General features: G+C 59.8%; 27 protein-coding genes and 1 tRNA gene. 21 read left to right on the top strand and 7 right to left on the bottom strand.

Translation table 11 applies throughout. The features are described from left to right. Positions 1 to 242 precede the first annotated feature (242 nt). From seqA to FE240_RS05570, 3 genes are all read left to right on the top strand, one after another. Positions 243 to 749: a replication initiation negative regulator SeqA gene (seqA, locus tag FE240_RS05560; RefSeq protein ID WP_193003704.1), complete on the top strand. Its 507-nt coding sequence runs from the start codon at positions 243 to 245 to the stop codon at positions 747 to 749. 24 nt (positions 750 to 773) lie between these two features. Beyond that, on the top strand, positions 774 to 2,423 hold the full coding sequence (gene pgm / locus FE240_RS05565; protein ID WP_193003705.1) for a phosphoglucomutase (alpha-D-glucose-1,6-bisphosphate-dependent): 1,650 nt from the start codon (positions 774 to 776) through the stop codon (positions 2,421 to 2,423). Positions 2,424 to 2,553: 130 nt separating this feature from the next. Continuing rightward, positions 2,554 to 4,170, top strand: coding sequence for a phosphoethanolamine transferase (locus FE240_RS05570; protein WP_193004460.1), 1,617 nt, complete (start codon positions 2,554 to 2,556; stop codon positions 4,168 to 4,170). 157 nt (positions 4,171 to 4,327) lie between these two features. Here FE240_RS05570 and eco read toward each other — a convergent pair whose 3' ends face one another. Together eco and FE240_RS05580 are read right to left on the bottom strand one after the other, a co-directional pair. Beyond that, entirely contained in the window at positions 4,328 to 4,810 is a 483-nt protein-coding gene (eco, locus tag FE240_RS05575; protein WP_193003706.1) for a serine protease inhibitor ecotin, read from the bottom strand. A 186-nt stretch (positions 4,811 to 4,996) separates the two neighbouring features. After that, positions 4,997 to 5,743: a DsbA family protein gene (locus FE240_RS05580; RefSeq protein ID WP_193003707.1), complete on the bottom strand. Its 747-nt coding sequence runs from the start codon at positions 5,741 to 5,743 to the stop codon at positions 4,997 to 4,999. Between the two features lie 183 nt (positions 5,744 to 5,926). On the opposite strand from FE240_RS05580, the gene FE240_RS05585 reads away from it, so the two are divergent. Continuing rightward, positions 5,927 to 6,014 (top strand) — tRNA-Ser (locus tag FE240_RS05585). A gap of 696 nt (positions 6,015 to 6,710) precedes the next feature. Beyond that, the gene (locus tag FE240_RS05590) at positions 6,711 to 6,896 is read left to right on the top strand and encodes a hypothetical protein (protein WP_193003708.1); all 186 of its coding nucleotides are present in this window, start codon (positions 6,711 to 6,713) and stop codon (positions 6,894 to 6,896) included. Position 6,897: 1 nt separating this feature from the next. Here the strand turns inward: FE240_RS05590 and FE240_RS05595 are convergent, their stop codons facing one another. Beyond that, entirely contained in the window at positions 6,898 to 8,070 is a 1,173-nt protein-coding gene (locus FE240_RS05595) for an HD-GYP domain-containing protein (RefSeq protein WP_193003709.1), read from the bottom strand. 147 nt (positions 8,071 to 8,217) lie between these two features. Here FE240_RS05595 and rsuA point away from each other — a divergent pair, with 147 nt between their 5' ends. Then, the gene (gene rsuA / locus FE240_RS05600) at positions 8,218 to 8,910 is read left to right on the top strand and encodes a 16S rRNA pseudouridine(516) synthase RsuA (RefSeq protein WP_193003710.1); all 693 of its coding nucleotides are present in this window, start codon (positions 8,218 to 8,220) and stop codon (positions 8,908 to 8,910) included. 32 nt (positions 8,911 to 8,942) lie between these two features. On the opposite strand, the gene FE240_RS05605 is transcribed toward rsuA, so the two are convergent. Further along, entirely contained in the window at positions 8,943 to 9,836 is an 894-nt protein-coding gene (locus FE240_RS05605) for a DMT family transporter (RefSeq protein ID WP_193003711.1), read from the bottom strand. 219 nt (positions 9,837 to 10,055) lie between these two features. Between FE240_RS05605 and FE240_RS05610 the strand changes: the two genes are divergently transcribed. Continuing rightward, positions 10,056 to 11,588 (top strand): peptide ABC transporter substrate-binding protein, encoded by a 1,533-nt coding sequence (locus FE240_RS05610; protein WP_193003712.1) that lies wholly within the window; start codon positions 10,056 to 10,058, stop codon positions 11,586 to 11,588. Between the two features lie 7 nt (positions 11,589 to 11,595). Further along, the gene (gene yfcE, locus FE240_RS05615; RefSeq protein ID WP_193003713.1) at positions 11,596 to 12,138 is read left to right on the top strand and encodes a phosphodiesterase; all 543 of its coding nucleotides are present in this window, start codon (positions 11,596 to 11,598) and stop codon (positions 12,136 to 12,138) included. Here yfcE and FE240_RS05620 read toward each other — a convergent pair. From FE240_RS05620 to flgA, 3 genes are all read right to left on the bottom strand, one after another. Further along, positions 12,128 to 12,544, bottom strand: a complete 417-nt coding sequence (locus FE240_RS05620; RefSeq protein ID WP_193003714.1) for a flagella synthesis protein FlgN — start codon at positions 12,542 to 12,544, stop codon at positions 12,128 to 12,130. The two genes, yfcE and FE240_RS05620, sit on opposite strands and share 11 nt — an antisense overlap. After that, positions 12,541 to 12,864, bottom strand: a complete 324-nt coding sequence (gene flgM, locus FE240_RS05625; protein WP_193003715.1) for a flagellar biosynthesis anti-sigma factor FlgM — start codon at positions 12,862 to 12,864, stop codon at positions 12,541 to 12,543. The genes FE240_RS05620 and flgM overlap by 4 nt, the downstream gene beginning before the upstream one ends. Positions 12,865 to 12,935: 71 nt before the next feature. Beyond that, entirely contained in the window at positions 12,936 to 13,544 is a 609-nt protein-coding gene (gene flgA / locus FE240_RS05630) for a flagellar basal body P-ring formation chaperone FlgA (RefSeq protein WP_264293199.1), read from the bottom strand. 227 nt (positions 13,545 to 13,771) lie between these two features. On the opposite strand from flgA, the gene FE240_RS05635 reads away from it, so the two are divergent. The 13 genes from FE240_RS05635 (at position 13,772) to flgL (ending at position 26,276) form a co-directional block, all read left to right on the top strand. Continuing rightward, on the top strand, positions 13,772 to 14,683 hold the full coding sequence (locus FE240_RS05635) for a chemotaxis protein CheV (RefSeq protein ID WP_193003717.1): 912 nt from the start codon (positions 13,772 to 13,774) through the stop codon (positions 14,681 to 14,683). A gap of 19 nt (positions 14,684 to 14,702) precedes the next feature. Continuing rightward, on the top strand, positions 14,703 to 15,527 hold the full coding sequence (locus FE240_RS05640; RefSeq protein ID WP_193003718.1) for a CheR family methyltransferase: 825 nt from the start codon (positions 14,703 to 14,705) through the stop codon (positions 15,525 to 15,527). Positions 15,528 to 15,583: 56 nt separating this feature from the next. Further along, positions 15,584 to 15,982, top strand: a complete 399-nt coding sequence (gene flgB, locus FE240_RS05645) for a flagellar basal body rod protein FlgB (protein ID WP_193003719.1) — start codon at positions 15,584 to 15,586, stop codon at positions 15,980 to 15,982. Further along, complete coding sequence (gene flgC / locus FE240_RS05650; RefSeq protein ID WP_042045716.1) at positions 15,982 to 16,401, top strand: flagellar basal body rod protein FlgC; 420 nt, start codon at positions 15,982 to 15,984, stop codon at positions 16,399 to 16,401. Before flgB ends, flgC begins: the two co-directional genes overlap by 1 nt. 11 nt (positions 16,402 to 16,412) lie before the next feature. Continuing rightward, positions 16,413 to 17,090, top strand: a complete 678-nt coding sequence (locus tag FE240_RS05655; RefSeq protein WP_042045718.1) for a flagellar hook assembly protein FlgD — start codon at positions 16,413 to 16,415, stop codon at positions 17,088 to 17,090. A 40-nt stretch (positions 17,091 to 17,130) separates the two neighbouring features. After that, positions 17,131 to 18,459: a flagellar hook protein FlgE gene (gene flgE, locus FE240_RS05660; RefSeq protein ID WP_193003720.1), complete on the top strand. Its 1,329-nt coding sequence runs from the start codon at positions 17,131 to 17,133 to the stop codon at positions 18,457 to 18,459. Between the two features lie 137 nt (positions 18,460 to 18,596). Next, positions 18,597 to 19,343 carry a flagellar basal-body rod protein FlgF gene (gene flgF / locus FE240_RS05665; protein WP_193003721.1) on the top strand — a complete coding sequence of 249 codons (747 nt, stop codon included), beginning with the start codon at positions 18,597 to 18,599 and terminating at the stop codon, positions 19,341 to 19,343. 15 nt (positions 19,344 to 19,358) lie between these two features. After that, the gene (gene flgG, locus FE240_RS05670; protein WP_193003722.1) at positions 19,359 to 20,147 is read left to right on the top strand and encodes a flagellar basal-body rod protein FlgG; all 789 of its coding nucleotides are present in this window, start codon (positions 19,359 to 19,361) and stop codon (positions 20,145 to 20,147) included. Between the two features lie 13 nt (positions 20,148 to 20,160). After that, the gene (flgH, locus tag FE240_RS05675) at positions 20,161 to 20,832 is read left to right on the top strand and encodes a flagellar basal body L-ring protein FlgH (protein WP_193003723.1); all 672 of its coding nucleotides are present in this window, start codon (positions 20,161 to 20,163) and stop codon (positions 20,830 to 20,832) included. Between the two features lie 9 nt (positions 20,833 to 20,841). Then, a complete protein-coding gene (locus FE240_RS05680; protein WP_193003724.1) occupies positions 20,842 to 21,939 on the top strand; it encodes a flagellar basal body P-ring protein FlgI in 1,098 nt (365 codons plus the stop codon). 50 nt (positions 21,940 to 21,989) lie between these two features. Further along, positions 21,990 to 23,066 (top strand): flagellar assembly peptidoglycan hydrolase FlgJ, encoded by a 1,077-nt coding sequence (gene flgJ / locus FE240_RS05685; protein ID WP_193003725.1) that lies wholly within the window; start codon positions 21,990 to 21,992, stop codon positions 23,064 to 23,066. Positions 23,067 to 23,069: 3 nt separating this feature from the next. Further along, complete coding sequence (gene flgK, locus FE240_RS05690; RefSeq protein WP_193003726.1) at positions 23,070 to 25,064, top strand: flagellar hook-associated protein FlgK; 1,995 nt, start codon at positions 23,070 to 23,072, stop codon at positions 25,062 to 25,064. A 3-nt stretch (positions 25,065 to 25,067) separates the two neighbouring features. Further along, entirely contained in the window at positions 25,068 to 26,276 is a 1,209-nt protein-coding gene (flgL, locus tag FE240_RS05695) for a flagellar hook-associated protein FlgL (RefSeq protein WP_193003727.1), read from the top strand. Positions 26,277 to 26,295 lie beyond the last annotated feature (19 nt).

The raw sequence follows: 26,295 nt of genomic DNA on the forward strand, positions 1-26,295 counted from the left end.
ATGGTCATGGATATTCTTGTAATGCACTGAAAGAAAACAGTTTCAGCTAAAAGTGGTACTGTTTTTTTTGTGGTAATTTTCCATCACCTTGGCGTTCAGTGCGAGGGATCACAGAACCTGGATGCCATTATGCCTTATCCTGCCCCTGTTCTGGACTCTCATCCGGTGTCCTGGCTTGGGCCACCGGGTGAGGCTATGTATAATCGCCGCATCCATGTATCGACGAGCCCAGTGCCTGCCCTATGAAAACCATCGAGCTTGATGACGATCTCTATCTCTACATTGCCAGCCAGACCCGCCATATCGGCGAGAGCGCCTCGGATATCCTGCGCCGTCTGCTGGGTCAGTCTGCTCCGGTGACCGCTCCCGGCCCGGCCACGGCACCTGAGAAGGTGGCGCCGCGCGTCCAGCAGGAAGGGATAGTTGCCCTGCTCGAAAGCGGTGAGCTGGCCCAGGAGGAGCGCTCCATCCAGCGCTTCATGCTGGTGCTCGGCACCCTCTATCAGGAGGATGCGGCCGCCTTTACCCAGGCCACTGAAATCAAGGGACGCAAGCGGATGTACTTTTCCCGCGATCCCGATGCCCTGCGCGCCAGTGGCAGCACCACCAAGCCCAAGCCGGTTCCTGGCACCCCCTTCTGGGTGATTACCAACACCAACACCAGCCGCAAGCAAAATATTGTGGCCCAGCTGATGAGCAGCATGGGTTACGACGAGGCGCTGGTGGCCCGGGTGTGTGCCGCTATCTGATTCATCGTTTGCAAGGAAAGAGACATGGCCCAGCATCCTCACGCCGGACAACCGGCCCGCGCCGAAGACCTGACTAACATCCCCCGTCTGGTCAGCGCCTATTACCTGAATAAACCAGACATGAGCCGCCCCGAGCAGCGGGTGGCTTTTGGTACCTCGGGGCACCGTGGTAGCGCCTTTGACAGCGCCTTCACCGAATCCCACATCTTGGCAGTGACCCAAGCACTGGTGGAGTATCGCCAGCAGGCCGGCATTCGTGGCCCCCTGTTCGTCGGTATGGATACCCACGCCCTCTCCGAGGCCGCATTGGCCAGCGCCGTCGAGGTGCTGGCGGCCAACGGCATCGAAGTGCGTATCCAGGCGGGGCTCGGCTACACCCCGACCCCGGTTATCTCCCATGCCATCCTGGCCTACAACGCGGCCAAGCCGGCTGAACAGGCGGATGGGGTGGTGATCACTCCGTCCCACAACCCGCCACGCGATGGCGGCTTTAAGTACAACCCACCCCACGGTGGCCCGGCCGAAGGTGAGATCACCTCCTGGGTGGAAAATCGTGCCAATGCGATTCTCGAAGCGGGTTTGCGCGACGTGAAGCGGGTGCCGTTTGCCGAGGCGCTGACGCTGGCCAACGTGGTCGAGCACGACTATGTCACCCCTTATGTCAACGATCTCAAGCAGGTCATCGATGTCGATGCCATTAAACAGGCCGGCATCAAGATCGGTGTCGATCCCCTCGGGGGCTCCGGTGTGGCTTACTGGGACGTGATCGCCAAGACCTATGACCTCGACATCGAGGTGGTCAACTACCGCGTCGATCCGACCTTCTCCTTCATGACGCTCGATAAAGACGGCAAGATCCGGATGGACTGCTCCAGCCCGTACGCCATGGCCAGCCTCATCGCGCTCAAGGACAAGTTCGACATCGCCCTTGGCAACGATCCTGACTACGACCGTCACGGCATTGTGACCAAGTCTGGCCTGATGAACCCGAACCACTATCTGGCGGTGGCCATCCAGTATCTGTTCACCCACCGTGCCGGCTGGCCGGCAGCGGCAGCGGTGGGCAAGACCCTGGTCTCCTCTTCCATGATCGACCGGGTCGCCGCCGACATCGACCGCCCCCTCAAAGAGGTGCCGGTCGGCTTCAAGTGGTTTGTCGATGGCCTCTACAGCGGCGAGTTCGGTTTTGGCGGGGAAGAGAGCGCTGGCGCCTCCTTCTTGCGTAAAGACGGCAGCGTCTGGACCACCGACAAGGATGGCTTCATCCTGGCGCTGCTGGCCGCCGAGATCTTGGCCGTCACCGGCAAGGATCCGCAGCAGCACTACGACGCCCTCGAGGCGCGCTTCGGTCGCTCCAGCTATCGCCGTATCGACGCGCCGGCCAACACGGCGCAAAAGGCGGTGCTCGCCAAGCTCGATCCGAGCCTGGTCGAGGCCTCGAGCCTGGCCGGTGAGCCGATCCTCGCCAAGCTGACCGCCGCCCCCGGCAATGGCGCCGCCATCGGTGGCCTCAAGGTGGTGACCGAGAACGGCTGGTTCGCGGCGCGTCCCTCCGGCACTGAGTCTATCTACAAGATCTACATGGAGAGCTTCAAGGGCGATGCGCACCTCGATCTGATCCAGAAAGAGGCGCAGGAGATTGTCTCTGCCGCCCTGGCCAAGGCCGGCGTCTAAGTCCGAATCATGTGAAGCAGGCCACCTTACGGTGGCCTTTTTTGTAAATTCAATTCCCCACTTAAGGGAGTCTTAAGTCAGCGTCGGCATCGTACCCCCCATGTTCACTCTGTCCGGGGAGCCCTCACCCATGCCGTTTCGTCTGCCCATGCTGCGTCTGCACCTGTTATTGGTGCTCTACTTCGCCCTGATCCTGAACTGGCCCGTGCTACTGCACCTGATTACCATTTTGGAGGGGCTTGAGCACGTCAAAGTGGGGTTTATCATCTCCATTCCGCTGCTGCTCATCGCCGCGCTCAATCTGGTTTTTTTGCCCTTCTCGCTGCGCTTCGTGCAAAAGCCCTTCTTTGTGATGATGCTGCTCACTGGCTCGTTGGCCAGCTATGGCATGCTCAAGTACGGTGTGGTGTTTGATGCCGACATGGTGCGCAACGTGGTGGAGACAAGCCCTGCCGAGGCCGAGTCCTATCTCAGCCTCTCCAGCTTCGGCTGGTTCCTTATCACCGGGATCCTGCCTGCCCTGCTGGTGCTGCTGACCCGGATCGAGTACCCGCGCTGGTGGAAGGGGAGCAGTCAGCGCCTGGGGGCCATGGCGGTCTCGCTGCTGCTGCTTGGCGCCATCGCCGGCCTCTATTACCAGGACTACGCCTCGGTCGGGCGCAACAACAAGGTGCTGACCCATCAACTGGTGCCATCGAGCTATGTGCATGCGGGCTGGCGCATCTTTCGCGATCGCTACCTGCGTACCCCCGAGCCCTACCGTGAGATTGGTACTGATGCCCGTCAGGTAGGCAGTGCCCACGGTGACAAGCCGACCCTGCTGTTTCTGGTGGTGGGGGAGACGGCGCGCGCCCAGAACTACGCCCTCAACGGTTATGGACGTGACACCAACCCCTTCACCCGCACCGAGAAGGTGATCTCGTTTGCCAAGGTGCAGTCGTGCGGCACCGCCACCGCCGTGTCGGTGCCCTGCATGTTCTCCAATCTGACCCGAGCCGGCTACGACGACGAGAAGGCCCACAATCAGGACGGGGTGCTCGATGTGTTGGCCCGCGCCGGTGTCTCTGTGCTGTGGAAGGAGAACGACGGCGGCTGCAAGGGGGTATGCGATCGGGTGCCGACCATCACCATGTCGCCCAAGGAGTACCCGACCTTGTGTCGTGACGATGTCTGCCTCGACGAGGTGCTGCTGCAAGGGTTGGACAGAGAGATAGAGAGCATGCACGGCAACCGCCTGGTGGCCTTCCACCTGATGGGTAGCCATGGCCCGACCTATTTCAAACGCTACCCGGATGAGCTACGAGCCTTTACCCCTGACTGCCCGCGCAGCGACATCGAAAATTGCAGTCAGGAGGCGCTGGTCAACACCTATGACAACACCATCCGCTATACCGACTGGCTCCTCAGCCAGATGATCGAGCGGCTCAAGGGGCTGGAATCTAAGTATCGGGTGGGACTCATCTATCTGTCGGATCACGGTGAGTCACTGGGGGAGAAGGGGCTCTATCTGCACGGCACCCCCTATGCGCTGGCGCCGCAGGAGCAGACCCACGTGCCCATGCTGATGTGGCTCTCGCCCGAGTTGAGCCGCAGCAAGGGGATCGACGAGGGTTGTCTGAGCCAGGCTGCCAGCGAGGGGGAGTATTCCCAGGACAATCTGTTTCACTCCCTGCTCGGGGTGATGGACGTGGCCACCTCTGCCTATCAGCCCCGGCTCGATATGTTCAAGCCCTGCCGGGCCTCATAAGGGGAGCAAAGAAGGTCAGACTAAGCTTGGCCTTCTTTCCGTCAGGAGGGGATGGCTCACGAGCGTAGGGTCATCGCGTCGGATGATGGCAAGAAGGGCGAAGCGAGTAGAAATAACAAGGCCAGGCAATTGCCTGGCCTTGTTACGTTGAAGGGGGTTACTCGACCAGTGCAGGCTGGGCCTGCTTGTCGGCGCGCCACAGGCGGTAACGGACTTCATAGTCCTGCGGGATGTAGATGATGATCGGCATACGGGCGCTGTAGTTGACGAAGAAGCCCTGGCCGTAGACTTGCACGAAACTCTCTTTTTTCTGGAGATCGGGGCAGGCCATCAGGGTGGAGATGGGGTCAGAGACCTGTCCCAGAGTGAGGTAGTTGTAACCCCAGCCTTTGACGCTGTGCTGTTCCAGATTACCGGAGAAGCGGGGCACATTGCAGTCGACCAGCATCATTTTGCCGATTTGCAGCTCGACCATCATGTCGGCCTCGTTTTCCACTTCCGGCAGGCGAATAACGACCCGCTCCTGATTTGGCTCCGCGGCCGGGAACATGCTGATATCAAACTTCTTCGGCTCGTCGGCAAAGGCGTAGCTGCCCAGCATCAATGCGCCCAGCAGGCTAAAACGCACAATGGTTTTCATCAGTACCTCACAAATAGCAACAACGTCGTTAGACTAACTGTTTGCCTTGACCGACACCAGCACCAAGAAGTGCAAAGCGTGCAATGGTGCACCTCACAGCGCGATCAAGCCAACAGCAAAACGTAAATTTAACCCCAAACGAATCCGGTCGGCATGAGGCCGACCGGAGAGGGGGGGATGGGAGGCTCAGGAGCCCTTGCCGTCCCTGACATCCTGGATGAAGGTCTTCAGGCTGGCCAGATCGCGCGGGGCACCGCGCAGCACCTGATCGCCCACGATGAAGGCCGGCGTGCCACTGATGTTGAGTGCTTCGGCCAGGGCGCGGTTGGTGGAGATGTTCTGGTCGATGCGGGGATCCTTCAGGCTCTTGGTGATCTGTGCCCAGTCAATCCCGGCCTCTTTGGCCAGCGCCTCAATCTGCGATTGCTCGCTCAGCGCGCCGCGATGTCCGGCCAGCTTGTCATGGAAGGCCTGATACTTGGCGGGCTGGGTCAGTTGCACCGCCAGTGCGACGCGGGCTGCCTGATAGGAGGTTTCGCTCAGGATAGGGAACTGCTTATAGATGTAGCGAATGTCTTTGTCTTCTTTGAGCAGCTCGGCCACCAGCGGGTGGGCCCGCTTGCAGTAGCCGCAGTTGTAATCGAAGAACTCGACGATGGTCAGTGAGCCTTTGGGATTACCAATTTCCGGATCTTGATTGTTGTAGAGCTGCTTGGCATGGCTCTTGATGAGGTCCTTGTCATTCTCAGCCTGCATGCTCTCTTGCTTGGCGCGCAGGTTATTGGACATCTCGACCAAGATCTCGGGATTTTTCAGGAGATAGTCGCGCACGATCTGCTCGACATCGGACTGGGTCATTTCTGCGGCCTGCAGCGGCTGGCCAAGCATCAGGGCGGCCGCTACGGCCCCCATCAGGGCGGATTTGATACGCATGAGATTCGTCGCCTTTGGATGAAGTTGCTCTATAGTGGGGCGCGAGCTGCACAAGTCAAGGGTGGGAAAGTAAAAACCATCCAGAACAGGAGCGTTCGTATAAGTTGCTGATTTTATCGGCAAACAAGATTTGCAGGGATTTACAAGCGCCGCTCGCCCGGTTACTATGCCGACCACTGCTGCGGAGGGGTGGCAGAGCGGCTTAATGCAACGGTCTTGAAAACCGTCGATGGGCGACCATCCGTGGGTTCAAATCCCACCTCCTCCGCCATCTATATAGCCCAACTGATTGATTCGGTTGGGCTTTTTTGTATCTGTAATTTGAAGGAATGCCCACTAAGTGTGCCATGAGTCTTGGCGGACATAGGGGGCCATTACCGCCTGTGCCAGCGAACCGCGATGACCTCCCGGCCTTTGCGGCTTGCCTCTTTTTCACTCTTGCGCGTCACCAGTCCGGTGGTGCTTCTCGCGCCTCTCTTGCGCCATCGTGCTCGTGTGGTGGCGTCAGACGGTGGCCGCTGTGCGCGCCAGCCACTGAGAGCAGCTCAGCACCTGATCCGTTAGCTTGTTGGGAGGCGATTGGCTTTTTGGGCCGTCAGGGGCCCGTCACTCACTCCCTGGGTCGCTTGATTTCGGATCAATCCGTCCTGAGCCCGGTCGCTTTCATGGCTCGTTCGGCGAGGTTGGCGGCCCTGCATGCGGGAACGAAAGCCGTGTGCTGTTGGAGTAAGCCCTCCAGTCTCTTGTGCTACCACTATATTCCAACTAATTGATTCATTTTGTTTTTTCATCCAACTGTGAACGACACAGGGGCGAGCATGACGACGTGCGCCTGATGCGTGCTTGCCCTGCATCGTCACGGTTTTTCTAAGCGGCGGTCTGTTATGCGCAGTCGGGGTGAGCGGTGTCAGCCCGCAATGAGAGGGAGACTAGACTTGGGGTGAGCGGGATGGCAAAGGAGGCCGTCATGAGTGAGTGTACATTGCTTCCCCATGGGGAAGCGCTGCGCCGGGCGATCCGTTGGCTGAGCGAACAGCACCGCTACGACAGTCGGGCCATCGAGGAGGCGAGCTTGCGCTTTTGCCTCTCGCCGCTGGATGAGGAGTTTTTGTTGCAGCACTGGTTAGTGCATGGCCCGGCGGCCGAGCGCTGAATCAGGCGATAAAGCGCTCGAGCTGGATGCCGTAGTCGCGTGGCTCGGCCACGCCCTCTATGGTCTCGGTGACGCCGGGGCGGGCGAGATCGAGCATCTTCACGTCAAGATAGTGGCGGGCGGCGGCATGGTAGATCACCTTGACCCTGGGCTTGAGTGGCTCGCGCTCGTTACGTTCCATCACGATGGCAAGACGCTGGTTGGATAGGCGTACCAGCGAGCCTACCGGATAGACCCCCAGACACTTGATGAAGCGATGCACCAGCTCGGCATCGAAGTGGCTGCCGGCGCCCTTGAGCAGAATGCGAAATGCTTGGGTTGGCTCCATCCCCTGCTTGTAGACCCGATCGGCCGTCACCGCATCGTAGACGTCGACGATGGCGCTCATCCGGCTGTAGAGGGAGAGCTGCTCACCGTGCAGGCGCAACGGATAACCGGAGCCATCCAGCCGCTCGTGGTGGTTGGCGGCCACTTCCAGCATGACGGGGGTGATGCCAGCGGTCTGGCTCAGGATCTCTCGGCTGTGCACCACGTGTTCGCGCATGATGGCGAACTCCGCATCGGTCAGTTTGCCCGGTTTGTTGAGGATGTGGTTGGGGGTCATGATCTTGCCCACATCGTGCAGCAAGCCGCCGAGGGTCAACTGTTTGAGGATGTCGCGCTCGAGCCCGAGATGGCGACCGAAGCTGGCCAGCAGGATCGCCACGTTCATCGAGTGCTCCATCAGGTAGGCATCCTTGGCCCGGATCCGGGCCAGGCAGAGCATGGCATCCCCATGGGTGAACATGGTGTCGACCATCTCCTCGGCCACCCTGGCCAGCGGCGCCACATCAATGCTCTCACCCTGCTTTAGCTGGCTCAGCAGCTTGACTTGCAGGGTGCGGGCCTCTTGATAGAGGCGACGGATGCGCAGCGTTCCCCCTTCACCCCGTTGCGGCTCCTCTGCGGCAGCGGAGGTGAGCGTGACATTCGGGGAGAGGGTCTGGGTGCGGCTGGGATCGATGCGAACCTCCTGCACCCCCTGCTGGGCCAGTGCGCGGATCTGGGCATCGCTGCGCACATAACCGCAGCTGGCAATCTCTTTCGAGCCCGACTGGCGGACGATATCGACCACGAACATGCCGGGGCGAAGGGCGGTGACGGGTAGCGTGACGTAGGCAGATAGTGATGGCATGACGCTCTTCCGGGATAACCCACAACTCACAACGAGATCTCGGTGGCGCCAAGCATACCAGATGCCGGCAAAAAGCGAACAGCGCTGGTCTTGGGCTGTGAGCACCGTATAATGGCGGCCCTTTTTGAAGCAAGCACAGGGTTGCCCATGCGTCTCGACAAGTTCCTCTGCGACTGTTCCGATCTGACCCGTTCACTGGCCGGCAAGTTGATCCGCCAGGGTGAAGTAAAGGTGGATGGCATCGTGGTTAAACAGCCGGCCTTTCACATCACCGAGCAGAGCCTGGTGGAGTTTGATGGGATTGAACTCACCCTGAGCCAGGGTAACCGCTACTTCATGCTGCACAAGCCGCAGGGGTATGTCTGCTCCAACGATGATCCGGATCACCCAACCGTTTTTTTCCTGCTCGATGAGCCCGGCATGGGTCGGCTGCACGTGGTGGGGCGCCTCGATCTCGACACCACTGGGCTGGTGCTGATCACCGATGATGGCCAGTGGTCGCACCGCATCACCTCACCGCGCCACGAATGCGCCAAGACCTACCGAGTCTGGCTGGCCGATCCGATTGCACCGGGGACGGCCGAGCAGTTTGCTGAAGGGGTGTTGTTACGATCGGAAAAAGAGAAGACCCGTCCGGCTCAGTTGGAGATCCTGGGGGAGTGCGAGGCACGCCTGACCATCCATGAAGGCAAGTACCATCAGGTCAAGCGCATGTTTGCCGCCGTCGGCAATAAGGTCATTGGGCTGCACCGTGAGCAGATCGGTGCCCTGGCACTGGATGAGACGCTCGAGCCCGGTGAGTACCGTGAGTTGAGCGCCGCTGAGGTGGCGCTCTTCTGATGCCAAGAGGCCCCGCCATGCGGGGCCTCTTGCTATGCGGCGCCCAGCACCAGCATGGTGCCGGCGGTGGCACAGGCGGCGCCGAGCCAGGCGGGTAGGGCGGGGCGCTGCCCGGTGTGCCACCACAGTAGTGGCAGCAGGATCACCGGTGTGGTTGAGGAGAGAATAGAAACCATGCCGACATCTCCCAGCCGCAGGGCCGCCAGGATCAGTGTCATGCCGAGGGTCATGGCCAGGAAGCCGTTGAGGCTGATGAGGGCGAGGATCTCGCGGTTGAGTGGGCGCAGCGGTAGGGTGAGCGGCAGACGGGTGAGGCGCAGCAGTACGTGGGCTGCCAGCGCGGTCGCCATGCGCACGCCTGAGGCGGTGACCGGGTCGACGGCGGCATCTTGCATCACCGGCTTAGCGATGACGGCACCGGCGCTCTGACACAGGGCGGCCAGCAGGCCGAGCCCGACGCCGAGCAGCAGGGTGCCTTGCACGGCCTCCCATTCATGGGCCTGAGCGCGACGACCGAAGGCGATGGCCAGCCAGACACCACAGAGCACCAGGGCGGCGCCCCACAGGCGCGCGCCTGTCAGGGCTTCACCAAACAGCCACAAGCCGAGCAGGGCTGAGAAGAGGGCGTGACAGGAGAAGAGCAGGCCGCTACGACGGGGGCCGAGCCGGTTCATGCAGGCAAACAGGGCGGTATCGCCGATGAAGATCCCCACCAGGCCCGACAGGGCAAGCGCCGACCAGGCGGTGCCGGGCAGACTTTGCCAGCCGCCGGTGAAGAGGCTGCCGCAGGCCAGCATCAGGGTCACCATCAGCATGCGCCAGCGGCTATAGGCAAACGCGCCGAGGTGGCGAGCCGGTTTGACGGAAATGAGGGCCGCTACGGCCCACAAGGTGGCCGATGCCAGGGCACACCACTCATAGCCCATAAAAAACTCCTGAAAATAATGCTCGAAAGGCTCCACCTTCCGTGAGAGGCCGTTACAATACGGGCCCGTCATGTCGAGAACAAGCCTCATGGGGAGGCGGGCTCCAATATATTCGGGTTGTAAGAGGAAGTCGTCGTGCGTCATTGTGGTGTTGTGTGGCTAGGCCTGTGGTTGGCCTGCCGGGGGCTGGCTGCCGAACCGGTGGAGAGTGCGTTGCCTATGCCATTGTCCCCGCCTGAGCGAACCGAACTGGTGCGCAGCAATGTCGAGGCGCCGGACACGCTGGATCCCGCCCGGATGCGCAGCGGCTTTGCCGCCGAAACAATACTAAGCGACCTGTTTGAGGGCTTGGTGGGGAGCGGTCCCCACGGTGAGCCGGTGCCGGCCCAGGCAGAGCGCTGGGAGATGAGTGACGACGGGTTGGTATGGCGCTTCTTCCTGCGCCCTGGCCTGACCTGGTCTGATGGCTCTTCGCTCAAGGCGAGTGACTTTGTCTATGCCTGGCGGCGTCTTATCGATCCGCTGGTGGCCTCTCCTTCTGCATCGCTGGTGCTGACGGCGGGGATCAATAATGCCACCTCCATCTATGGCGGTGCGCTTGAGGTGAACAATCTGGGAGTGGAGGCGGAGGGCGATCGCATCGTGCGGATCACCTTGGAGCATCCTGTGCCTCATCTGTTGTCCATCATCAGCCTCGCTCCCTTCGCCCCCGTACCGGCGGATCGGGTTCAGAAGCAGGGCGGGGAGTGGGCCCGTCCTGGTAAGCTGATTGGTAATGGAGCCTTCCAGTTGCAGGAGTGGACGCCTCAGGGAGAGATCACGCTGCTGCGCAATCCTCACTACTGGGGGAAGACCCGGCTCGAGCGGGTGACCTATATGACGGGCCTCTCCACGGCGCGTGAGTATCGACTCTACCATGAAGGGCGCCTGCAATTGACCGAGCGGGTGCCGGCCTCCTTGCTGCACAGCCTACGGGAAGAGCAGCCCCCCCGGCTCTGGCATGGTGCCCAGCTTGGCACCTATCTCTATACCTTCAACTTGAGCCGCCCTGAGGTGGCCGATGTCAGGGTACGCCGGGCCCTCTCGCTGGCGCTGGATCGCGAGGTGCTGACCCAGAACGTGACCGGTCAGGGTGAGCCTATTGCTTGGTCCATGTTGCCGGATCTGACCGATTATGACTCTCCGCTCCCCGCCGCCGCAGCCTGGAGCCGCGATGTCCGCCTTGCCAAGGCGCGCAATCTGCTGGCTGCGGCCGGATTTAGCCCAGATCATCCGCTGCGTCTGAGCATTACCTTCCATCGCTCTGAAACGCATCACAAGCTGGCCGACGCGATTGCTGGCATGTGGGCGGCACTGGGGGTCGAGGCCAGAGTGAAGGAGTTGGAGTGGGATGCCTATGAGGCGGCCAAATCATCCGGTGAATTCGTGATCGCCCGCAGCTCCCTGTTTGGCGACTATGCCGACCCTTATGCCATGCTCGGCCAGTTCCGCTGCCGCGACCCGCAAAATGAGAGCGGCTATTGTGACGAGCAGTTCGATGCGCTGCTGGTCCAAGCCCAAAACACTTTGGATGTGCGTCAGCGCGCCCGCCTTTACCAGCAGGCCGAGATGATACTCAACGAGGCCGTGCCGGCTATCCCTCTCTATTACTACACCCAGGCACGGCTGGTTGACCCAACCCTGCGTGGCCTGCCGCTCGATGGTATTCATACCGTGTTGCCGAGCCGGGATCTCTATTTCAGTCAGGAGTGATGTGACGATGAAACTGGCCCTGATTGCCGATATTCATGGCGCCCTACCAGCACTGGAGCGTGTACTCGAGCAGTGTGCTGCGGCCGATCACCTGTTGCTGCTCGGCGATCTGCTCAACCACGGTCCTCGTAATCCGCTTCCCGAGGGGTATCAACCGGCGGCCGTGGCCGAGCGCCTCAACCGCGAGGCGAAGCGAATCATGGCGGTGAGGGGAAACTGTGACTCTGAGGTGGATCAGATGCTGCTGGCCTTCCCCTGCACGGCTCCCTACAACCAACTGCTGCTCGATGGACGTCGCTGGTTTGTGACCCATGGCCATCTTTATCAGCCGCAGGCTGTCCCATTGCCGACAGGCAGCCTGTTTGTCAGCGGACACACACATGTACCTGTTTTGGCCGAGCAGGAGGGGATAGTGTGTGTGAATCCTGGCTCCATCACCTTTCCCCGAGGGGAGTGGGAGGCCAGCTTTGGCTGGTATGAAGAGGGGGAGTTGCAGGTTCGCCGCTGTCGTGACGGTGAGGTATTGCTAAGACGAACGCTTAGGCCTTGATCCCGCGCGAGCGAGTTCCTGCACGGGTATTGCCCTTGGCGTCGTAGGTCAGGCTGCTGCGATCGCGCAGCGCCGTCAATACACCGGCAAGGCGGCGATTGGCGGTGATAAGCAGTTCCAAAAACTTGCCGTTGACGGCATTTTTTTCATGGCAGGCGAGCAGGCTCTGCTGCACCTCATCCACCAGCTCTTGATGCTGCGGCAATGTCTGCGCGACATCAGGGTGTATTGCGATGTCACGATCCAGTGCCTCGATGCGCAGCGCCAACGACTGCTTACGCTCGGTGACATCGGGCAGGGCGAGGGTCTGGTGCTGTTTGAGCAGGGAAAACTCCTCGTCCAGCAGCGCGAGCATCTCGGCCAGGTTCTGGCGTTGGGCAATCAGCAGAGAAGGCAGGCTGTTCATCCGAGCAGCTTATCTAGCTGACCTTCGAAGGCTGTCATTTTTTGAGCCACCCGCTCGCTATCCACCTTGTAATCACCCGCAGCGATAGCCTTCTTGATCTGGCTGACGCGGCTTTCATTATCGGTGGCGGAGGAGGAGAGGCTCTTTTGCATCTGTTGCAACTGTTGTGCCTCGCTGGTCAGGGAAACGGAGTCACCCCGCGGGGCACTGCGCCCATCGGTGGCGGTGACGTCGGAGCCCGACTTTCCCGAAACACTCTGACCCGCACTGCCACCTTGCAGGCGGTTGCTGGTCAAGTTGTTGATATTGTTAATAGCCATGCTCTTTATCCTTCATCTGCTGGAGATTGCTTATCCCCGTATCGGCTCGTATCGTCGAAGCTTTAGCAAAATTAGGGCAAGATCACAGTTGCGCTGCCCACTGCGCTAACTCTGGCCTGTACCTCTTTGCCTGACTGGAGATTGCTGACCCGGATTGTGTCGCCGAAGCTGCCATCTTGCAAGGCGCGTACCATCGACTTGATCTGCAGATTGGCAATATTGGCGGTCAGGGTTAACTGATCCCCCTTGCATACCACGCACAGTTGGCTAGCCCGGATGCTTTGGCCAGGCCTGAGCTCCCGCTTGCTGCGCGCCCCGACGAGAACGTTGGGGTCGATCAAGGTATCCCCACGCTGCATTTGTTCATCCTGATAGGCAATCGTCAATTTCTCGGCGCTCAGCACCTCTCCCTTGGCGACATTGTCGAGCACGGTCACATAGGGCTTTTGGATGAAAAGACGCACCGGCAGATAGAGATCCCAGCCGCTGCCCTCCTCACACTTGAGATAGACGGTGGTGTTGCGGCGCAGCCCCAGCCCTTGCGGCACGCTCAGCGAGAGATGTGACTCACAGGTAGTGAGGTGCAGCCTAGGATCGATGTTGCCCGCTTTGACCTCTACCCGAGCATCCGGTGTCGTGTCTATGTTCGACAGCACAAAACTCTCGGCGGCCTCACGCAACTTGGACTCGACGGTCTCTTCTGCATAGGCCAGATTGGTGACGGGAATCAAGAGTAATAACAAAAGCTTGCTAATCATTTGTAAGTACTGGCCGATAAATTAAATTGTTAACCCTGACATGCCCGGTTAACTATGCTTGCATCAAGCCAATCGTGGATGCTCGGATGCCAAGCGCCATGCACAATTTCATGCATTTATGATGCCAAGCATCGAGAAGGGAGTTTTCTATGGCCAGCATTCTGGATTCAGTCAACCAGAGAACCCAGTTGGTAGGACAAAACAGGTTGGAGTTGCTGCTGTTTCGTCTCAACGGTCGTCAACGCTTTGGCATCAACGTGTTCAAGGTCAGGGAAGTGTTACAGTGTCCGCCGCTGACCGTCATGCCGAAAATTCATCACTGCATTCGCGGGGTTGCCCATATTCGTGGTCAGACCATCTCGGTCATCGACCTCAGCATGGCGACCGGTGGGCGGCCTATCACCGATCTCTCCAAGTGTTTCATGATCATCTCCGAATACAACCGTTCGGTGCAGGGATTTCTGGTCAACTCGGTCGAGCGGATCATCAACATGAACTGGGAGTTCATTTTGCCGCCGCCGAAAGGGGCGGGGCGGATCAACTATATGACTGCCGTGACCGAAGTCGATGGCGAGTTGGTCGAAATTCTTGATGTGGAGAAAATTCTCAATGAAATATCTCCACTTTCTACTGATGTGAGTACAGAAATCAGGGACGCGAGTGCTACTATGCCTGTCCCCGATAGACCTGTACTGGTGGCTGACGATTCCTCTGTGGCTCGTAAACAGGTACAGCGAGCCCTGGGGGCAATTGGTGTTTCCTGCCTGATGGCTAAAGATGGGCGTGAAGCGCTCAACATGCTGCTGGAGATGGCCAAGCTCGGGCCTATCAAGGATCAGTTGGCACTGGTTATCTCGGATATCGAGATGCCGGAGATGGATGGCTATACCCTCACCGCAGAGATCCGTAATAATCCTGCTCTAGAGGGATTGCATGTTATCCTGCACACCTCTTTAAGTGGAGTGTTTAATCAGGCTATGGTGCAAAAGGTTGGCGCTAATGACTTCATTGCCAAGTTCCAACCAGATATACTAGCCAAGGCCGTGCAAAACGCCCTCTAGACAAGAAAAACGAGACTGAATGAAGACGCTCTCAGATGATATCTACAAGCAGTTCAGTGCCTTTCTGGAAAGCCAGTGTGGCATCGTTCTGGGTGACAACAAGCAATATCTGGTCAAGAGCCGGCTTTCTCCCCTGCTTGGGCAGAATAATGCTAACAACCTAGACGAACTGATCACTCGCGCCATGAGTATCCGTGAGCGCGAGCTTAAGATGATGGTGGTTGATGCCATGACCACCAATGAAACCCTTTGGTTTCGCGATACCTATCCGTTCCAGTTGCTGACCGACAAGCTGTTCCCAGAGCTCGGCAAGGGAGGGAAAACGGTCAAGATCTGGTCGGCGGCTTCTTCGTCGGGCCAAGAGCCCTATTCGATCGCCATGACGGCGCTTGAGCAGCAGATGAAGAAACCGGGAACCTTGCCGGGCAGCGTGCAGATCGTCGGCACCGATATCTCGACCTCCATGCTCAACCAGTGCAAGGAGGGGGTCTATGACAGCCTGGCGCTGGCACGAGGGCTCTCACCGGAGCGTAAGAAGATGTTCTTCGAGCCGTGCGGTGACAACAAGATGCGGGTCGTGGAGCGAGTCAGAAAATTGACAACGTTTCGTCCACTCAACCTGCTGGAGAGCTATAGCCTGCTCGGCAAGTTTGACATCATCTTCTGCCGCAACGTGCTCATTTACTTCTCCCCCGAGGTGAAGTCCAAGATCCTCAACCAGTTTGCAACCAGTCTTAATCCCGGCGGTTATCTGATGCTGGGCGCTTCCGAGTCGCTGGCCGGCCTGACCGATCGCTTCGATATGATTCGCTGCAATCCCGGCATCGTCTACAAAGTCAAATAATCCCTCCATGATTGGCACACCTCTTGCTCTGCTTTAGGCAAAGCAGGAGGTGTGTCATGTCTATCTCGTTCGACAAGGCGTTTGGTGTCCATCAATACACCCTGGGAGTGCGCTCCCGGCGGGCCGAAGTGCTGGCCAGCAATATCGCCAATGCCGATACCCCGGGCTACAAGGCCAGGGATCTGGACTTTTCCCAGGCGCTGCAACAGGCCCAGGGGGCCCAAGGCTTCAACATGGCGACCACCAATGAGCGCCACTTTGGCCTGAACGTCGAGAACCTAGGCGCCCTCAAATATCGCTCGCCACTGCAAGCAGATACCGGTGATGGCAACACGGTAGATCTACAGCAGGAGCGCAGCGACTTCATGCAGAACAGCCTGGAGTACCAGACTTCGCTAGAGTTCATGAACAGCAAGATCTCGGGGCTGCTCAAGGCGCTCAAGGGAGAACAGTGATGAGCCTCTTTAACGTTTTTGATATTTCCGGCTCGGCCATGAGTGCTCAGTCCGTGCGCCTGAACACGGTGGCCAGCAATATGGCCAACGCCGACAGCGTGAGCTCCAGCGTGGACAAAACTTACCGCGCCCGCCGGCCAGTCTTTGCCGCCGAGCTGGAGCAAGCCATGTCGGACAAGCAGTCCGGCGTCGGTGTCCAGGTCAAGGGAATTGTCGAGAGCAACGCCCCCCTCATTCGTGAGTTCAACCCGAACCACCCCATGGCCGACAAGGATGGCTTTGTCTACAAGCCCAACGTCAACATGGTGGAGGAGATGACCGACATGATCAGCGCTTCACGCGGCTACCAGACCAACGTGCAGGTGGCTGATGCGGCCAAGAAGATGCTGCAGCAGACGCTGAATATGGGTAAGGGCTAAGGAGCTGAGCCATGGTTGATTCCGTCAACAGTACGACGTCTGCCGCCGCGAGCCAGAGCTCGACGGCGACCGCCACCAAGAGTCTGGATCAGGCCGGTTTCTTCCAGCTGCTGACCACCCAGCTCTCCTATCAAGATCCGTTCAAGCCGGTCGAGAACGCCGAGATGTTGTCGCAGATGACCTCGATGACCACGGCGGATGGGATCTCCAACCTCTCCAAACAGATGGAGAGCCTCAATTCGGTCATGACCTCCAGCCAGGCGCTGCAGGCGTCGGCCATGGTCGGGCAGAATGTGCTGCTGCCTTACAACACCGGTTATCTGGAGAACGGCGGCAAGGTCAACGGGGTGATCCCCATCACCGACACCACCTCCTATCTCAAGGTCACGGTGCAGGATGCCTCCGGTCAGGTGATCAAGGAGATCCCCATCGATGGTGAGCACAGCAAGAACGTGAACTTCAGCTGGGATGGCACCGACAAGAGTGGCAACCCGGTCAAGGAGGGGGCCTACACCTTCAAGGTGACCGGCACCATCGACAACAAGTCGGAGAGTCTCAATGCCTGCGTCTATGGCAAGGTGAGCAGTGTGACGCTCGGCAATAGCACCAACCCGACCGTGGTCAAGGTCAACGGGCTCGGAGGGTATTACCTCTCCGATATTCTGGAAATTGCCGGCACCTCAGCGTGAGCCGGTGGCACTGATATAGCGGTGAAGAAAGGAGAAAACCATGTCATTTAACAACGCCTTGAGTGGTGTTAGCGCGGCGCAGAAAGACCTCAACGTCACCGCTAACAACATCGCCAACGTCAATACCACCGGATTCAAGGAGTCGCGTGCCGAGTTTGCAGATGTCTATGCTAACTCCATCTATGTTAGCTCTAAGACTCAGGTGGGTAATGGGGTGGCCACCAGCGCCGTGGCTCAGCAGTTCCACCAGGGGCCGCTGCAACTGACCAACAACTCGCTCGACCTAGCTATCCAGGGCAACGGCTTTTTCGTAACCTCGGACGGTTTGAGCAACCTGGACCGCACCTTTACCCGTGCCGGCGCCTTCAAGCTCAATGAAAACAGCTACATGGTGAACAACCAGGGCAGTTACCTGCAAGGCTATGCCATCAACCAGGACGGCACCCCCAAGGCGGTCAGCCTCAACGCCACCCAGCCGATCCAGATCCCGGATCGCGCCGGTGATCCCAAGATGACCAGCACGGTGGAGGCGAGCTTCAACCTGAGTAGCGATTCCAACTTGGCCACGCCGACCGATCCGGCCAACTTCAACCCGACCGACACGACGACCTATGCCCACTCCACCTCGGTCGTCATCTATGACTCGCTGGGGGCGCCGCACACGATCACCCAGTACTTTGTGCGCCAGGAAGATCCAGCGACCCCGGGTCAGGCCATGACTCCGCCCACCTGGCAGATGTATCTCTACGAGGGCAACACGCCTATCGATGTGCAGGGCGGCACGTCACCCGGTGGTACCGTCCCGCAAGGGGTCACCATGACCTTCAGCTCGGGCGGCAAGCTCAGCAGCACCGCACCGGCCACCATCATTACCGAACAGTTGGGCGCGGCTGGGGCGGGCATCATCAACAACGGTGCCGATCCGACCCAGACCTTCGAGATCAAGCTCGGCACCGTGACCCAGTACAACTCGGCGTTTGAGGTCAACAAGCTGACCCAGGATGGCTCGACGGTTGGCCGTCTGACCAAGGTTGAGATCGGCACCGATGGTATTGTCTCCGCCTCCTACAGCAACGGCACCACGGTTAAGGTGGCCATGGTGGCGCTGGCCAAGTTTGCCAACCCGCAGGGGCTGAGCCAGATTGGTGACACCTCCTGGCAATCCTCCCTGCTCTCTGGGGATGCGGCGCCGGGTACGCCGGGCTCGGGGACCTTCGGCTCGATCAAGTCCTCGGCGCTGGAGCAATCCAACGTCGATCTCACCACCGAGCTGGTGGATCTCATCACCGCCCAGCGTAACTTCCAGGCCAACTCCCGCGCCCTGGAGGTCAACAGCACGTTGCAGCAGACCATATTGCAGATCCGCTGATCGTCGGCAACTTGACACAGGGGGGCTTCGGCCCCCCTCTTTATTTTTACCTCAATGAAATAAAAGGGATTTTTATTGGTGGCATCACTCTTGCAGATATTCAGGCAAGTGTCGTTCCCTGTTTTGTGAGGAGAGCCATGGACCACTTGCTCTATATCGCCATGTCCGGCGCCAAGGAGAACATGAACAGCCTGGCGGTGCGCAGTAATAACCTCGCCAATGCCAATACGGTCGGCTTCAAATCCGATTTTGAGCAGGCGCGCAGCATGCAGGCCTTCGGCGATGGCTTGCCAAGCCGGGTCTTCTCCAAAACCGAGCGACCGGGCCAGAACCTCGAACACGGCATGCTGATGACCACAGGGCGCGATCTCGACGTAGCCCTCGATGGTCAGGGCTGGATTGCGGTGCAAGACCCCAAGGGAGGGGAGGCCTTCACCCGCATGGGCAACTTGCAACTCAGTGCCACCGGCAACCTGCAGACCTCGACCGGGCTCAATGTTGTCGATGATGCGGGGAACCCTATCGTGCTGCCGTTGCCGCTCGAGAAGATTGAGATCACCCGTGACGGCACCATCAGCGGTCGGCCAGAAGGGGCGGCGGCCAATCTCTCTGAGGATTTCCAGCGCATCAAGCTGGTGAACCCGGCGAGTGATGCGGTGGAGAAGGGGGAGGATGGCCTGTTTCGTCGCAAGGATGGCAACGCCGAGCCGGCGGCAGCCGGGGTCGGTCTGATTGCCGGTTCACTGGAGGGGAGCAACGTCAATGTGGTGGACGAGATGACCAACCTCATCCGCCTGCAGCGGCAGTTTGAGACCCAAATAAAGATGATGAAGACGGCCGAAGAGAATGACGAGGCCCAGACTCAGTTGCTGCGTCTGAGCTAACCCAAGGAGCATGATATGAATCCCGCACTCTGGATCAGCAAGACCGGCCTGGATGCCCAGCAGGTCAACATCAGCGTGACCTCGAACAACCTGGCGAACGCCAGCACGGTCGGTTACAAGAAGGGCAGGGCGATTTTTGAAGATCTGCTCTACCAGAACATCAACCAGCCGGGGGGACGCTCCTCAGCCGACACCACGCTCCCTTCGGGGCTGATGCTGGGCGCCGGTGCCAAGGTGGTGGCCACCCAGAAAAACCACAGCCAGGGCAACGTGCAGACCACCGACAACTCGCTGGATCTGATGATAAGTGGCCGCGGCTACTTTGAGATCCAGCTACCTGACGGCAGCTCGGCCTACACCCGTAACGGGCAGTTCACCCTCAATGACGAGGGAACCATTGTGACCCCCGGCAACGGTTATCCGCTGCTGCCGGAGATCCAGATCCCGGAGAACGCCCAGAGTGTCACCGTCGGCAGCGATGGCCAGGTCTCGGTCGTCCTCAAAGGCGATGGCCAGAGTCAGGTGGTCGGTCAGATCAACATCACCGACTTTGTGAACGCCAGCGGACTGCAACCGATGGGCGAGAACCTGTTTCTCGAGACCCAATCGAGCGGCGCCCCAATACAGGGGGTGGCCGGTGCCGATGGACTAGGGGTGGTCAAGCAGGGGATGCTCGAAAGCTCGAACGTCAACGTGACCGAGGAGCTGGTCAACCTCATTCAGGCGCAGCGGGTCTACGAGATGAACTCCAAGGTGATCTCGGCGGTAGACTCGATGATGTCTTACCTGACCCAACGTCTGTAAGCGGGGGCTCATCATGAAAACCGTATGGATGCTGGGGTGCCTGCTGTTGGCCGGCTGTACCAGCACACCCAACACACCGCGGCCCGACGATCCGGATTTCGCCCCCGTCTCCCCCGATGGCGATCAGGTCTCGGTGCGGCCGACCGGCGCCATTTTCCAGCCCGATCAGGTCAACAGCATCTATTCGGACATCAAGGCGCACAAGGTGGGGGATATCATTACCATCCAGCTCACCGAGTCGACCTCCGCCTCGAAGAAGGCCGATACCCAGTCGGGTAAGAACAACAAGTTCGGTCTCGATCCGGTGACCCTGGGTGGGGTGCCCATCACGGCGGGGGCCTACGACATGTCGGCCTCCCTCGGCCAGAACTCCACCTTCAAGGGGCAGGCCAAGGCCGATCAGAGCAACAGCCTGCAAGGCAACATCTCGGTCAGCGTCTCCAAGGTATTGCCCAACGGCAATCTGATGGTGCGTGGTGAGAAGTGGATCATGCTCAACAACGGCAACGAGTACATCCGTATCACCGGGGTGATCCGCCCCGAAGACGTGGGATCAGACAACTCGGTCTCTTCCCAGCGGGTGGCCAATGCCCGCATCTATTACGGCGGCACCGGCGATCTGGCCAACACCCAGGAGCAGGGCTGGCTGACCAGTTTCTTCAACGGCCCTTGGTGGCCACTTTAAGGAGGCGGCATGCGTCTTTATCACGCGCTCATGCTCGGCGTTTGTTTGAGCCTTCCTCTGGTGGCGCAGGCGAGCCGCATCAAGGACATCAGCTCGGTCGAAGGGGTGCGCAGCAACCAGTTGATCGGTTACGGCCTGGTGGTCGGCTTGCCCGGCACCGGCGAAAAGAACAACGCCTTCACTGAGCAGACTTTTCGCACCATGCTCAACAACTTCGGCATCAAGGTGCCGGATAACCTCAAGCCGAAGATCAAGGACGTGGCGCCGGTGGCGGTGCATGCCGAGCTGCCCCCCTTCTCCAAGCCGGGACAGACCATCGACATCACGGTGTCGGCCATCGGCGAGGCCAAGAGCCTGCGCGGCGGCACCTTGCTGCAAACCTTCCTCAAGGGGTTGGATGGGCGCGTCTATGCGGTGGCCCAGGGCAGTCTGGTGGTGGGGGGGCTCGGTGCTGAGGGGGCCGATGGCTCCAAGGTGGTGATCAACACCCCGACCGTGGGGCGCATTGCCAACGGCGCCACGGTTGAGCGCGAGGTGCCGACCGCCTTCAGCCAGGGCGACACCATCACCTTCAACCTAAATCGCCCCGATTTCACCACGGCGCGCCGTCTGGCCGATGCGGTCAACGATCTGGTGGGCCCCAACACGGCGCAGGCGCTGGATGCGACCTCGGTCGAGGTGTTTGCCCCGCGCGATCCAAGTCAGCGGGTCTCCTACCTCTCTACCTTGGAGAACCTAGAGGTAGACCCGGCAGACGAGGCGGCCAAGATCATCGTCAACTCGCGCACCGGCACCATCGTCATCGGGCGCGAAGTGAAGCTCAAGCCGGCGGCCATCAGCCATGGCGGGCTGACGGTGACCATCGCCGAGAACCAGCAGGTCTCCCAACCCAATCCGCTGGCCGGTGGCGACACCACGGTGACCAACAACTCGACCATCAACGTGCAGCAGGAAAACGGCCGCATGTTCAAGTTTGACGCTGGCGCCTCTCTCGACGATCTGGTGCGTGCGGTGAATCAGGTGGGGGTGGCTCCGGGCGATCTGATGGCCATTCTGGAGGCCCTGCAACAGGCGGGAGCCATCCAGGGTGAACTGGTGATCCTGTAATCGGGCGGCAAAGGCTTGCCACCGGCGGCAAAGAAGCGAGGTAACGGAAGATGGCGGACATCGACAACCAAGGGGTCAATCTGGGGCTGGTACAGGACGTCCAGAACTTAGACAAGCTGCGTCGCCTTGGCCAGAGCAAGCTGGGGCAGCAGCAGGCACTGCGCGCCGCAGCCGGCCAGTTCGAGTCGATCTTCACCCAGACCCTGTTCAAGGGGATGCGGGAAGCGGGGGCGTCACTGACCCAAGACAACCCCATGAACAGCCAGTACACGCGCTTTTACGAGGACATGCTCGATCAGCAGCGGGTCGCTGACATGGCCAGCAAAGGAGGGCTCGGCATCGCCGACATGGTGGTCAAGCAGCTCTCCGGTGACAGTAAGACCTTCCGTCACGAGGATGGGCGGGTGCTGCACATGCCCGAGCGCACCGAGCGGGTCTACAAGCCCTATGCCCAGCACCTGGCCGAGCAGAAAGCGCTGGGGGAAAAACTTGGCAAAGAACTTGCTGGACAAGAGCAAGGGGAGGGGCCGCGATTCGTGCGTGTTAGCCGGCACCGCACCATCCCCCCCATGGGCAAGCCCATGACGAGCGATACGCAAGTGGCGACCGCCCCCGACAGCGGCTCGAGCGCTGGCAAATCGGGCTTCTCGTCACCGCAGGAGTTCGTCGAGCGGTTGATGCCGCTGGCGCGCAAGGCGGCCGACAAGCTGGGGCTCAGCCCCGCGGTGCTGGTGGCGCAAGCGGCGCTGGAGAGCGGCTGGGGCAAGCGGGTGATCCGCAATGCCGACGGCGAGGTGAGCCACAACCTGTTTGGTATCAAGGCCGATCCGCGTTGGGAGGGGCCCAAGGCGGTGGTCAGCACCCTGGAGTACGAGCAAGGGGTGGCCTCGCGCCAGAAGGCGGCGTTTCGCTCTTACGAGTCGTTTGAGGAGAGCTTCAACGACTACGTGGATTTCCTGACGTCGGGGTCGCGCTATCGCCAGGCGCTGGCGCAGACCGGTAGTCCGGATCGCTATTTCGAGGCGCTGCAACGGGCCGGTTACGCCACCGACCCGAACTACGCCCACAAGTTGAAACAGGTACTGCGCAGCGACGCGATCGCCCAGTACCAGGAGAGGGAGTCGTAATCGATGGCCACAGATCTGCTCAGTATCGGCAGCTCGGGCGTGCTGGCACACCAGCGCCTGCTGCAGACCACCAGCAACAACATCACCAACGTCAACACGGCGGGGTATGTGCGGGAACGGACCGTGCTGAGCAGTTTGGTGATTGGCATGGGGGTCGATCAGGGGGTCAACGAACGGATCCTCGATCAATATGCCCAGGGTGAGGTGCGCCGCGATACCTCGGCGCTGGCCCAGGTAACGACCCGCTACAACATGCTCTATTCGACCGACAAGCTGCTGAGCGACACCAGCAATAGCGTCGGTGTTGCCATGGGATCCTATTTCAACGCCCTACATGGTGCCAACGAGGCGCCATCTGAGCTGACGGGACGCAACACGGCGCTGGGCGCCCTCAACAACACGGTGGATCGCTTCCACACTCTGGCCGATCAGCTCAACAGCCAGACCCGAACCATCAATGGCAAGCTGGGCGACACGGTCAAGACGGTCAATGGTCTGCTCGGCAGCATCGATGAGCTGAACCAGGCCATATTGCGCACCCAAAATACGCCGGAGGAGAGCCTGACGCTGTTTGATCAGCGCGACGAGGCGATCCGCCAGCTCTCCGAGCATCTCGACATCCGTACCGTGCCGCAAACCAACGGTAGCGTGTTGGTCAATCTGGTCAACGGCCAGTCGCTGGTGCTGGCCTCGGGGGCCGCCAAGATCAACATCATTGACGGTGATCCCGATCCCCAGCAGACCAATTTGCAACTGGAGTTTGGCCAAAACAAACAGCGCATCGATACCCTGCCGCTCGGTGGCACCATAGGCGGCCTCTTGCAGGCGCGCAGCGATCTCGAGCCGGCCAAGCGCGAGTTGGGTCAGTTGGCGGTGACCCTGGGGGATGCGCTCAACAACCAGAACCACCTCGGCATGGATCTCGACAACCAGCTCGGTGGCGACCTGCTGACCCTGCCGGGCAGTGATGCGCTCACCTACTCGACCAATACCGGCAGCGGCACCGCCTCGGTCAACTTCATCCCGGGGCAGGGGGCCAACGTGTTACCCTATGACTATGAGATCTCGTTTAGCAGCAGCACCAACTACGAGGTTTTCATGATTGATGCGGCAGGCAAGCGCACCTCGGTGACCACGGGGGCCACGCCGCCCTCCACATTGACCCTCAACAACCACGGCATCGAGATCGACTTTGGTGGTACTCCGGCGGCCGGTGACAAGCTGCTGCTGCAACCGACCAAGCAGGCGGCCAGCGCGGTAACCAGTGCCATCACCCGCGCTGAAGATTTCGCCCTGGCCTCACCGATTAAACTCGATAAGAACGCCCAGAACCTCGGCAACGGTGAGATCAGCCTGGTCGGGGTGAGCAACACCGGCGCCGGCTCTTTCCTGACGGGCAATGCGCTCGATCCCAATGCGCCGCAGATCGTCAAGATCGACGCCGGCGGCAACTACGAAGTGTATGCCCAGGACGGCACGACCCTCATCGGTGTCGCGCCCGCATCCAGCCAGGGGCAGAATCTGATGGCGGCACTTGAGAATCCATTGGGAGGCCCCAAGGTTTACGCCACACCGGACACTACACCGGGTTACGAATTCAGCATTAAGGGGCAGGTGAAGGCCAACGACCGCTTTACCCTGAGCTACAACAGCAACGGTTTTTCCGACAACCGCAACGGGCTGGCGCTGGCCGAACTGCAAAATAAGAATCTGGTGAGTAAGGGCAGCAGCACCACCAGTGACAGAATGACCTTTAACCAGGCCTACTCGGAGCTGGTGGTGGGGGTCGGCAACAAGGTGAGCCAGAGCAAGACGGCGGTGGCGGCGGCCCAGGCCAAGCTGGATCAGAGCACCGCTTTGCACGAGAGCGTCTCGGGTGTCAATCTGGAGGAGGAGGCGGCCAATTTGATCCGCTTCCAGCAGGCCTATGCGGCCTCGGCGCGGGTGGTCAGCACGGCGCAGACCATCTTCGAGTCCCTGCTTTCGGCTGTGAGGTAAATCATGCGTATCACCACCAACATGATCTACAACCGCTCGTTGACGGCGCTCTCCGGCGCCAATGAGCGGCTGGATCGGGCCAACAACCAGCTCATCACCGGGCAGGCGTTTACCTCGGCCGGTGAGAACCCCTCCGGCATGGGCCAGAAGATGGCGCTCGATAAAGAGATTGCCCTCTATCAGCAATACAACGTCAACGGCAGTCTGCTGGAAAATGGCCTGAGCCATGAGGAGACTATCCTCTCCTCCATCCATGACGCCATGCTCAGCGCCCAGACGCTGGTGCAGAAAGCCAACGACGGGGCGCTGGATGCGGCCAACCGGGCTTCCATCGCCTCCGAGCTGGAGGGGGTGCAAAAGCAGCTGTTCGATCTGATGAACAGCAAGAACTCCCAAGGTGAGTACATGTTTGGGGGCAACCAGAGCGAGGTGCAGCCCTTTGTGCAAGACGCAGCCGGTAACTACCTGTTCCAGGGCGACACCGGGGTGCGTTTCTTGCAGGTGTCGCCCAGCGTGAATTTGCAGGCCAATGACTCCGGGCTGGATCTGTTCCAGACCGTGGCCACTCGCCGCAGTGCCAGTGCAACCTCGGCCAATATCCAGGTGGGTGTGGCGGATCAGGGGCAGTTCGATACTTTTTACAAGAGCAGCTACGATCCGGCGCTGCCCAGCAACAGCTTCAGCGTCAACACAATTGCCGGTAGTCCGGATACCTATGAGGTCTATGATAGCGGCGGCACCTTGCTGCAAAGCGGGGACTATGTCGCTGGTAATACGATCAACTTCCAGGGGCTGTCGTTGACCTTGAGCGTGCCGGCCGGTGGCGCTAGTCAAAGTTTTGCGCTGGATACGCCGACCAATGACAACGTGCTCAACTCATTGGGCAGCTTCATCACCACCCTACGTGACCCCACCGTGACGGGCAGCAATTTTCAGGATGCGGTGGCCGATGTGAGCGTACACCTTGAGAACTCAAGGCGGCGGATGGACCTTGGGATGGGCAACATAGGGGCACGCCTTAACAGCTTGGAGCTGGTGATGAGCTCCAACTCGGGGCTCGACATCATGAACAAAGAAACTAGGGCCAATGTGTCGGAAGCGGATATGTATGAAACTATCTCGACCATCGCCAAAGAGGAGACGGTGCTCTCCGCTTCCCAGCTGGCTTTCAGCAAGATAGGACAGCTCTCCTTGTTTGATTACATTCGTTAACCACACCTAAATATAAAAA

Source organism: Aeromonas simiae (genome assembly GCF_014892695.1).
In the GTDB taxonomy this organism is placed as follows: domain Bacteria; phylum Pseudomonadota; class Gammaproteobacteria; order Enterobacterales; family Aeromonadaceae; genus Aeromonas; species Aeromonas simiae.